Raw genomic sequence first — 9125 nt, 5'->3', positions numbered from 1 at the left:
ATACGATTTGTATTTAACCAAAAAGTCTATTTGCAACCAAATTCATAAAGAACCAGTTTTTTTTATGCTATACCTAATTTTTCTGTTCTAAAATATTGATAGGGAATTCTTTTTGAAGAAGCTGATAGAGTTCTTTTTCTTCTTGTGTTTTTTGCTGTGCAAAATCTATAACTTCTAAAGGCGTATATTTTACACCTAATTTTTTGGTCAGAAAATCTGCTCTTGCTTTGTGGTAGCCTGCTTTTATCTTGTCCAATACTTGAATGTAAAAATTATAATCTGTTTGGCGTTGGCTACTTAAAACAACAACAGCTTTTTGTGGATTTTGTGAATACTTTTCATCTTTGTTGTAGTTCATAAGATGTGTTTTGACACGCTCTTCGACTTCTGCAACTGTGCCTATTTCATCAGATTTAAATAAAATTTTATTTTCAGAATTGAGGCTTATCCTCAAAACGTCTCTGTCTAAAGCTGGTGTAGGCGAAGTTTGTTGTTCTTTTTTTGGAGGAAGGCTCATTGCAAAGCCTTTTTCTGTTGAAATTCGTGTACTGACTAAAAAGAAAATTAGTAGTAAGAAAGCAATATCTGCCATCGAACTAGCATTTACAGTAGGTTTTTCTCGTTTGGAAATCATATTACTTAAAGTTTTAAATTATTTGAAATAAATACAGGAAATAAAGACAAGTAGTAAAACTCGCTTTATTTTTGAATCCCTTTTTATCTGATTAGTAACATAATTTATCACTCTCTTAAAATCGCAAGCAACGTAATACCTTTAAATTGCGTTTAGATTAAACATTTATATTACACCGAAAACCTATTCTAATACCAAACGAATAAGCAATTATGAGAACGCATTTAATTTATATTTTATCTTTACTGATAACTATTTTTAGTTTTGAAATAGCCTCTGCACAAGATTTAAACGCACCAAACGATGCAAATGAAGTTTCTAACAAGCCTTATGTAGATTATAAACCTATATATAAAAAATGGCAGAGCAACTATATTTTGGATAAGATTGATTATACAAAAGACCGAACTATTTTTCACTTTCGTTATGTGTCTCATTATGAACAAGGAACGGCAACCTACTACGGACCGGGTACACAGTTGGCGTGGTTTTTAAAAAATGATGCAAATCAGTCAGAAGTTTTCAAACTCATAGAAATAAAAAATATTGCTCGCAATGGAAAAGTAGAAATTCCTTTACTCAATACAAGCAACCCAGTCCAACTTATCACACACGATGGCGATGTTTTTACTTGTGAAGTACATTTTCCACGCTTGCCTAACCATGTAAAAGTAACAGATTTTATTGAGGGCATTGGGGCAGAGCTCAAAACAAACCATTTTAACTGTTTGAATGTAGAAATGAAAACTTTTGACAGTCAAGATTTGGGTTCACAGCAAGATATGATTGCCAATATTACAGACTTTCAAGAAAAAGAAGGCGTTACAAATAATCCAATACCAGAAATTATTAAAGAGGAAAAACCTATTATAGACGAACGCATAGAAGAAGAACAAAAAATAGATGGTGTGTTTGCTCAACGTTTTTTAGAACTTACTAACGAACTTCGAACAAAAGGATGTCATTGTGGAGGAAGTTATTTTCCACCCGTTCCAGAAGTTTCGTGGAGCGATACAGTAGCCTATGCCACAAAAGAACTGGTTGTGAATCTTTGGAAAAGTAAAGGAATGACTACCGATATTGGAGGGAAAAACACAGTAGAGCGTTTGGCAGATGTAGGAATAGAAACAGAAAGAGCTTATGAAAATATGTCGTATAGCTTTACAGAAATAGAGCAGGCTTTTCGTGGTTGGAAACTTACTCCTCCTCAGTGTAAACGTCTGATGGATGCACGAGTAAAGCGTATTGGTGCAGCTAGAAAAGAAAAATATTGGTCAATGATTTTGATTTATTAATTATGTTTCAACCGTCGTTGAGGTCAAGACCGTCAACGAGGTAAAATACCTAACAACGGTTAAACTGGTATGAACAAACGCACCATTACACTTCTTTTAGCTTTCGCTTTACTTTCTATTTTTGGAATTGTAATCATTCAAATCTATTGGGTAAGGCGTGCTTTTGATGCCAATAGAAAACAAAATGAACAAAAAATACAGGTAGCTCTTCAAAATATAGCAGAAAAAATTGCTGATTATAGCAAAACTACTTTGCCTTCCAGTTCTCCTATCAATCAACTTTCTAGCGATTATTATACAGTAAGTGTAAACTGTGAAATTGATGCTGCTGTCTTAGAATATTTTTTAAAAAATGAGTTTTCAAAACGAAATATTCAAACCGATTTTGAGTATGGTATCTATGATTGCGATAGCGAGAAAATGGTCTATGGAAATTATATTTCTATACATCAGAAAGATGAGGTCAATAAAAAACTAAAAAAAGAATTACCCAAGTGGGAAGGACAAAACTATTATTTTGGTGTTCGTTTTCCCTCTGTTTCTTCTCAACTTGCTTCCGAAATGGACATTTGGATATTTTTGTCTATTATTTTATTACTGGTAATTTTCTTTTTGGTGTATGGAATGTTTTTTATCATTACACAACGGCAGTTTTCACAAGCTCAAAAGCAGTTTATCAATAACATTACTCACGAACTCAAAACACCTATTTCTATCTTGGGAATTGCAGCCAAAGTTCTGACGACAGAAGAGAAACAGGAAGAACGCAAAAAACAATATGCTATCATTGTAAAAGAACAAACGGAAAGATTAAGCTCACAAGTAGAAAAATTGGTAGAACTCTTGATGCTAGAGCGAAGTAGTTATGTGCCTCTTTCTTTAGAAAAAATGAATCTCCAAAAAACGATAAAAGAAACAATAGAAAGTTTTGAGCTAGAAGTTTTGGCTAAGAAAGATTTTGAAAATCAAGATTTCAATATTGAATTTAATTCTTTAGAGGAAGATATTTTCATAGAAGCTGATAAGGTTCACTTTCAAAATATGCTACATAACCTTTTGGAAAATGCTTTCAAATACAATCAAAACACTCCGTTTGTAGAAATTGCTATTCAAAAAACAAAGAATAAAATCATTTTATCCATCAAAGACAATGGCATCGGCATAGATAAAAAATTCCAAAAACGAGTTTTTGATAAGTTTTTTAGAATCCAAACTGACGATATTCATACGACCAAAGGCTTCGGACTTGGACTTAGCTACATAAAGCAAGTCATAAAAGCTCATAAATGGAAAATCAAGTTAGAAAGTGAATTGAGCAGGGGAACAATTTTTTTAATTTCAATTGATGTTTATTAATTATCCATTATTCAGAAGTCGTATTTTTTCTTGATAAGCCATCACATCGCTACAATATTCATTGAGTTTTTTAGATATTTCTCTTAGCTTTCGGATTTCGTTGGGAGAAATATTTTCATCTGTATTGCTAGAGTGATTCAAACTATCATATTCTGTTTTGAGCAGTGAAAGAACATTTTTAATTTGGTTTTTATAACTAGCAATCTGATGTTGAGTAGCTGTATTCATGACGAATAAAAATTATTTTTTTAGATAAATGAAAATCTAGCTAAATTGGAATAGCATAACTAAAAACTTCTTTTTTGATGCTACTAAATTACGACGTTTATATTTCCTAATCGTCTCAAAAATATTAGTAAATCATTAATAATCAGTAAGCGATTTTATACTGCATTTTAGTTAGCTTTATTGTATCTTTAAAGAGGTTTTATCATATAATTTTCATTGTTCATTCTAAATTTTTCATTTCCTTATGGCTCTTATTCTTCCTGTACGTGGTTTTTCTCCTAAGTTTGGCAAAGATTGTTTTTTAGCTCCTAATGCTACGATTGTAGGTGAGGTAGAAATGGGAGATAATTGTAGTGTTTGGTTTAGTGCTGTGGTGCGTGGCGATGTAAATTACATTAAAATCGGACATCATACCAATATTCAAGACAATGCAACCATTCATGGAACATACCAAACTGCGCCTACAACGATTGGAAACTATGTCAGTATCGGACACAATGCCATTGTTCACGGCTGTACGATTGAAGATAATGTACTGATAGGAATGGGCGCAAGGCTTATGGATGGTGTAATTGTCCGAACAGGAAGCATTGTAGCAGCAGGAGCAGTCGTTTTGGAAGGCACAGAAATAGAGAGTGGATATATTTATGCTGGCGTGCCTGCAAAAAAAGTAAAACCCATTGGCGAAAGAGGCGAAATGCTCCAACGCATAGCCAACAACTACATCAAATATTCGGGTTGGTTTATGGAAGGGGAGGAGTAGCTTTTACCTTTATTTTTAGCTAATCAACAAACCGTTTGGAGTAGGCTTGTCTGTGGTAAGTAGTGTTACAGCATTTTCGTCGCCTACTACACCCAATACAAGACATTCCGACATAAAATTGGCAATTTGTTTAGGAGGAAAATTAGTAACTGCCACAATCTGCTTGCCCTCTAATGCTGCTGGATTAGGATATTTTACTGTAATCTGTGCACTAGATTTTTTAATGCCGAAATCGCCAAAATCTATACGCAACTGATAGGCTGGTTTGCGTGCCTTTTCAAAAACTTTTGCTTCCAAAATTGTTCCGGCACGAAGTTCTATTTTTTCAAAATCTGAATAGGAAATCACTTTATGAATTGATATTTTTTTAAATGGATAATAGAAAAACATTCCCCATTCTGTGGCTCACAGAACAGCAAACAAAAAGCCCTCTTCATCAGAAAAAGGCTTTTTGTTTAGAAGTTAATTTTCAAAGTTTTGACGGATTTTTTCAGCCGTTTTTTCAAATTGTTCTTGGCTAAACTCTGGTCGCTTTTGTTCAAAGTTCAAATCTGCAATTTCATCTATTGGAATAAGATGCACATGCGTATGAGGAACTTCTAAACCAACAACAGCTACTCCAATACGATTACAAGAAATAGATTTTTTAAGTGCAGTAGCAACTTTTTTTGAAAAAACCATTAAATCAGCAAGTTCATTATCTGAAAGGTCAAAAATATAATCGTTTTCTTTCTTAGGAACACACAAAACGTGTCCTTCTTTCAGAGGACGAATATCTAAAAAAGCAAAATGCTTTTCATCTTCCAAAATTTTGTAGGAAGGAATCTCTCCGTTAATGATTTTTGTGAAAATAGACATACAATTATAAATGATTAGTGTTAAATGATAAATGAAATACCAAGGTAATAGATAAATCTATATTAGTTTATCATTTATCACTTCTTATCTTGTTATTTCTAAAATTTCAAATTGCATTTTCCCTCTTGGTGCATCTATTTCAGCCACTTCACCTACTTTCTTACCTAATAATCCTTTTCCGATAGGAGAAAGCACAGAAATTTTATTTTTCTTCAAATCAGCTTCTTCTTCAGCTACAATCGTATATTGCAATACCAACTTTTTATTAGCTGCATTTCTAATCTTAACTTTTGAAAGAATAGAAACTTTTGAAGTATCGATTTGAGATTCGTCTATAATACGAGCATTGCTGATAGTCGTTTCTAGCTTTGCTATCTTCATTTCTAGCATTCCTTGTGCATCTTTTGCTGCATCGTATTCTGCATTCTCTCTCAAATCGCCTTTATCTCTAGCTTCTGAAATTTCTGCTGCAATATCTGCTCTTCCTTTTGTTTTGAGGTGCAGAAGCTCTTTCTGTAATTCGTCGTATTTCTCTTTTGTAAAATATGATATATTTGCCATAATTATTATGAGTTTATAATTTTGTATGTATTTTTATTTTCTCTGAATACTGAGAGCATTCAATATATTTTTGTAAGCGAAAGAGTTTAAAACCTTTTTGCTACAAAAATATTAATCAAAAAAAGAACACACCAAATCATTAAGAAATTTGGCGTGAACCTATATATTTTTTTCGTATTTTGTTTGACTTTTTAGCTTGTCGTAACTACAAAGATACTAAATTTGATGTAATTTGTTTGTTCTGAATGTACTAAGTTTAACACTCGTTACTCTACATCTTTTCGTCTTCTTTTATTCCTTTTATTTGATTGAGTTGTATCTTTTCAACGGTTACAATGCTTCCTTTTTCATTCTTACTAAGTTTCCAACTCAGTGTTCCATCAGCAAGACGAATAAGTTTTCCTACTCCAAGTATTTCTAAAGTATTACGGTCTTTTATCTGTAAGGTTGCAGTGTCTCCTTCTACTGTTCCCGAAAGTGAGTAGTTATGTTGACAATCTACACCATAGCAGTGTGTACCCAAAACTTCTTTTCCTACTTGATTGAGTTGAATAGCTACTTTTTTTCCATCAAAATTCCATTCCCAGTTACCTTTAAAATCAGCATATTTTGGAATATTATTTTGAGATAGTACCATTTCCTCAATTTGCTTTGTCATTCTTTTAAAAGTCAGACGTATGACAGAACTCTTTGCTGAATAATTGACAAACTGTAAGGTTAGAGAATCTGTTGTTTTATTTTCTACTTCAAACACCCAATAATAAGCATTTCCAGCTTCATTGCTCAACACTAATGTATGTTTGGTTTCTATGAAAAAACCTTTCAAGCTGTCTAAGCCAAGCAGATTTCTAGCATCATACTTTCCATCGTTGGCAAATGAGATTTGTTGCGCTCCTTGCTTGAATAACTTAGAAGTAATTTTTGGAGAAATGGCAGAATCTTGCTCTGTCATTCTTTCCAAATACCATTTTGTACCTTTTAATGTGGTAAGCGAAGTTGCCCAAACATATCCATTACAAAAAAATAGGAGACCAATTAGAGATAAAAAAAATAAATATTTTGTAGTTTTCATTGAATAAAAAATATATGTAAAAATAGTGGGAATATTTTTGTGGATTAGGTTAAGAACTTATCAAACACAAGGTTTGGAGTTGATAGTTCCCACAAAGATATTGTTTTTATGTAGGATAGTTTATTAAGAAATATAAAACGTAATATGTAGATTTTTGTTAAAGAAACAAAATCATAAAAGGTGATTACCAAAAAAATATATATCAAGATAACAAAAATTACTCGTAACGCAAAGATTCGATAGGGTCTAATTTAGAGGCTTTATAGGCAGGATAAACGCCAGCAGCCAAGCCTACCAGTATGCAAATTATTATTCCAGTTATCATCCAAAGCCAAGGAATAACAAACTCACTATTAGCATCTCCTAAAAGTTTGGCTACGCCATTTCCTAAAGTAATACCCAAAAAAATGCCAAAAAACCCTCCTAGTAAGCAGATAACAATAGCTTCAATAATAAATTGTTCTCTAATATGTTTGGCAGAAGCTCCAATTGCTTTTCGGATTCCAATTTCCCTAGTGCGTTCGGTTACTGAAACGAGCATGATATTCATCAGTCCGATAGATGCTCCCAAAAGTGTAAGAAAACCAATGCCAGCACCTCCTATACGCAACATAACTGTTGTTTCACCCAAAGAAGAGGCTAAAGATTCACTGCTGGAAACTTCAAAAGAAGGTTTTTGAGTGAGTTTGTCTCCTCGGATGATTCGCATTAGTCCAGTTGCTTCTCCCATCAAAGCATCTTTTTGAGCAGGATTTTTAACTCCTACTGTAATGGTGTAAGAAAGTTGTCTGTCATTTCCTAAAATATTTGCCATAGGCAAAGGAATCAAAACACTTCTATCGGTACTTGATGAACTTCCTATTCCTCCTTGCTCTTCTAAAAGTCCAATAACTGTAAATCCATATCCTTTCAATAAAATACGTTTTCCAATAGGAGAAATATCTTTAAAAAGAGTTTCCTTTATTTCTTTTCCAATGATGGCAAACTGACTTCCTCTTTGAATGTCTAAAGGGGCAAAATTTCGTCCTTCTTTGATGTCAAATCCTTTTACTAAATTATAATTTTGGTCAATACCGACAACTGACGAATTAGGATTTGTTTTTTCAGATTGATACTTTACTTCTGTTCCAAAACTCACTCTTGTATAGACAGTAACAGCATCTTCTAAGCTCACACTTTGACGAAAGCGTCTGTCAAATTCCATTACTTCATTATACTTTAGGGGTGCTTCTATTTTTTCGACTACACCACGACGACGAGAACGCATATTGTTGTTCTTATCTCTAATGTCAAAAGAGTTTGCTCCCAAATCTGAAAGTCCAGAAGTAATGTTTTGTTCTATGCCATCAATAGCTGTCAAGATGCCTACCAAAGCCGTTATTCCGATAGCAATAAGCGAAATAGTAAGCAGAGAGCGAAGCCAATTATCACGAGTAGCACGCAAGGCCTCAGCTGTGTTTTGAGTGAGATTCATAAGATATTCAAAGCTATAATTTAAGATACTATATACAAGAATAGTATCTAGTTGGTTTGAATAAAGTCTGATTTATTACAGATTTAATGAAGGTTATGTGCAGTATTATAATTTTACTTATCTTCTGTTATTTTAAAACCCACACGAGGAATATTCTCTATTTGTAGATTTTCATCTTCTTTCAAATATTTTCTCAACCTTGAAATAAAAACATCTAAACTACGCCCTAAAAAATAGTCATCATCCCCCCAAAGCTCTTTCAAGATAAATTCTCTTCTCAAAACCTGCTCTTTATTCTTACAAAAGAGTTCTAACAATTCTGCTTCTCTTGAAGTTAGGGAATATTTTTTTTGTGAAGGGGCAAGCAAAGACAAATTTTTGACATCAAAAATATATTTTCCTAGTTGTATTGGAGTATCTTTTGAAGCCTCATCTTTCACATTTTCAATTTGAGAAATAACTGAACGCCTCAAAAAAACTTCTATTTTCAAAACTAATTCTTCTATACTAAAGGGTTTGGTTAGGTAATCATCTGCACCGATTCGAAGCGCATGCAAACGGTCTTCTTGGAGTGATTTGGCTGTGAGAAATAAAATAGGAATTTGCTTATTTTTTGTCCTTACTTTCTTGGCAAGCTCAAAACCATCTAATTTGGGGAGCATTACATCAAAAACACAAAGATTAAAATCTGTATTTTTTTCAAATGTTTCTAAAGCTGCTTTTCCATCTTTTATCCACTCAATTTCATAGCCTTCCAATGTGAGGTGGTCTTTTACTACAAAACCTAGTGTTGGGTCATCTTCTACAAAAAGTATTTTCTTATTCATGTTTTTTAAGTAGTTGAGTAGTACAATTTAGTTTATAAAAACTATTGTCAAGGTCTG

The 9125-nt window shown here is 33.0% G+C and carries 11 protein-coding genes; 3 read left to right on the top strand and 8 right to left on the bottom strand.

Annotated elements, in window-relative coordinates:
• Positions 1-73 precede the first annotated feature (73 nt).
• Positions 74-634, bottom strand: a complete 561-nt coding sequence (locus QZ659_RS19325; RefSeq protein ID WP_291728511.1) for an ExbD/TolR family protein — start codon at positions 632-634, stop codon at positions 74-76.
• Positions 635-846: 212 nt separating this feature from the next.
• Between QZ659_RS19325 and QZ659_RS19320 the strand changes: the two genes are divergently transcribed.
• Complete coding sequence (locus QZ659_RS19320) at positions 847-1929, top strand: CAP domain-containing protein (RefSeq protein WP_291728509.1); 1083 nt, start codon at positions 847-849, stop codon at positions 1927-1929.
• Between the two features lie 69 nt (positions 1930-1998).
• A complete protein-coding gene (locus QZ659_RS19315; protein WP_291728507.1) occupies positions 1999-3285 on the top strand; it encodes a sensor histidine kinase in 1287 nt (428 codons plus the stop codon).
• Here QZ659_RS19315 and QZ659_RS19310 read toward each other — a convergent pair whose 3' ends face one another.
• Complete coding sequence (locus QZ659_RS19310; RefSeq protein ID WP_291728505.1) at positions 3286-3513, bottom strand: hypothetical protein; 228 nt, start codon at positions 3511-3513, stop codon at positions 3286-3288.
• 244 nt (positions 3514-3757) lie between these two features.
• Here QZ659_RS19310 and QZ659_RS19305 point away from each other — a divergent pair, with 244 nt between their 5' ends.
• A complete protein-coding gene (locus QZ659_RS19305; RefSeq protein ID WP_291728502.1) occupies positions 3758-4276 on the top strand; it encodes a gamma carbonic anhydrase family protein in 519 nt (172 codons plus the stop codon).
• Positions 4277-4291: 15 nt separating this feature from the next.
• Here the strand turns inward: QZ659_RS19305 and QZ659_RS19300 are convergent, their stop codons facing one another.
• The 6 genes from QZ659_RS19300 to QZ659_RS19275 form a co-directional block, all read right to left on the bottom strand.
• On the bottom strand, positions 4292-4624 hold the full coding sequence (locus tag QZ659_RS19300) for a tRNA-binding protein (RefSeq protein ID WP_291728500.1): 333 nt from the start codon (positions 4622-4624) through the stop codon (positions 4292-4294).
• Between the two features lie 114 nt (positions 4625-4738).
• Positions 4739-5134, bottom strand: a complete 396-nt coding sequence (locus tag QZ659_RS19295; protein WP_291728498.1) for an HIT family protein — start codon at positions 5132-5134, stop codon at positions 4739-4741.
• Positions 5135-5218: 84 nt separating this feature from the next.
• Complete coding sequence (greA, locus tag QZ659_RS19290) at positions 5219-5695, bottom strand: transcription elongation factor GreA (protein WP_291728496.1); 477 nt, start codon at positions 5693-5695, stop codon at positions 5219-5221.
• A gap of 271 nt (positions 5696-5966) precedes the next feature.
• The gene (locus QZ659_RS19285; RefSeq protein WP_291728495.1) at positions 5967-6767 is read right to left on the bottom strand and encodes a hypothetical protein; all 801 of its coding nucleotides are present in this window, start codon (positions 6765-6767) and stop codon (positions 5967-5969) included.
• Positions 6768-6984: 217 nt separating this feature from the next.
• Positions 6985-8241 (bottom strand): ABC transporter permease, encoded by a 1257-nt coding sequence (locus QZ659_RS19280; RefSeq protein ID WP_291728492.1) that lies wholly within the window; start codon positions 8239-8241, stop codon positions 6985-6987.
• Between the two features lie 113 nt (positions 8242-8354).
• Entirely contained in the window at positions 8355-9068 is a 714-nt protein-coding gene (locus QZ659_RS19275) for a response regulator transcription factor (RefSeq protein WP_291728490.1), read from the bottom strand.
• Positions 9069-9125: the final 57 nt, after the last annotated feature.

Origin of the sequence: Bernardetia sp., assembly GCF_020630935.1 — a bacterium.
Lineage (GTDB): Bacteria > Bacteroidota > Bacteroidia > Cytophagales > Bernardetiaceae > Bernardetia.
Note: the sequence above shows the minus strand (reverse complement) of the source record. Positions and strands in the feature narration are given on the sequence as shown.

What these genes read in the sequence shown, in the direction of transcription:
- QZ659_RS19325 (WP_291728511.1), bottom strand. Translation starts at nt 634, where the DNA reads ATGATTTCCAAACGAGAAAAACCTACTGTAAATGCTAGTTCGATGGCA.
- QZ659_RS19320 (WP_291728509.1), top strand. Translation starts at nt 847, where the DNA reads ATGAGAACGCATTTAATTTATATTTTATCTTTACTGATAACTATTTTT.
- QZ659_RS19315 (WP_291728507.1), top strand. Translation starts at nt 1,999, where the DNA reads ATGAACAAACGCACCATTACACTTCTTTTAGCTTTCGCTTTACTTTCT.
- QZ659_RS19310 (WP_291728505.1), bottom strand. Translation starts at nt 3,513, where the DNA reads ATGAATACAGCTACTCAACATCAGATTGCTAGTTATAAAAACCAAATT.
- QZ659_RS19305 (WP_291728502.1), top strand. Translation starts at nt 3,758, where the DNA reads ATGGCTCTTATTCTTCCTGTACGTGGTTTTTCTCCTAAGTTTGGCAAA.
- QZ659_RS19295 (WP_291728498.1), bottom strand. Translation starts at nt 5,134, where the DNA reads ATGTCTATTTTCACAAAAATCATTAACGGAGAGATTCCTTCCTACAAA.
- greA (WP_291728496.1), bottom strand. Translation starts at nt 5,695, where the DNA reads ATGGCAAATATATCATATTTTACAAAAGAGAAATACGACGAATTACAG.
- QZ659_RS19285 (WP_291728495.1), bottom strand. Translation starts at nt 6,767, where the DNA reads ATGAAAACTACAAAATATTTATTTTTTTTATCTCTAATTGGTCTCCTA.
- QZ659_RS19280 (WP_291728492.1), bottom strand. Translation starts at nt 8,241, where the DNA reads ATGAATCTCACTCAAAACACAGCTGAGGCCTTGCGTGCTACTCGTGAT.
- QZ659_RS19275 (WP_291728490.1), bottom strand. Translation starts at nt 9,068, where the DNA reads ATGAATAAGAAAATACTTTTTGTAGAAGATGACCCAACACTAGGTTTT.